General features: G+C 63.4%; 1 pseudogene. It reads right to left on the bottom strand.

The annotated features are described in order from the left end of the window. Window positions 1-281: pseudogene (locus NE591_RS14860) on the bottom strand (ABC transporter permease); the annotation flags it as partial. Window positions 282-295 lie beyond the last annotated feature (14 nt).

Here is a 295-nt window from a genome sequence, read left to right as displayed (position 1 = left end):
AAGCCCGTGGCCACGGCATCCTGGCAGGCCCGCGCCTCATCGGCCACCTCGACCGACGTTCCCCGCTCTTCGAGAAACGCCGCCACCGAGCGCGATAAGTCGCTTTGTTCCCGATCGATCACCGCGAAGGGCACCTCGGCCGACTCGTAGCCCGCACTTGTCGCCGGCGGGTACACGCCGCTGGTGATAAACAGGCCCATGAGGCTCAAACAGCCCACGTACACCAGCAGATAGATGGGATGCTTCGCCACCACTTCCAAGGCATATCTACAGGCTTGCATAGCGCTGCCTCCTC

This window comes from Adlercreutzia sp. DFI.6.23, assembly GCF_024462535.1.
Classification (GTDB): Bacteria; Actinomycetota; Coriobacteriia; order Coriobacteriales; family Eggerthellaceae; genus Adlercreutzia; species Adlercreutzia rubneri.
This window is presented reverse-complemented; position numbering and strand designations above follow the sequence as displayed.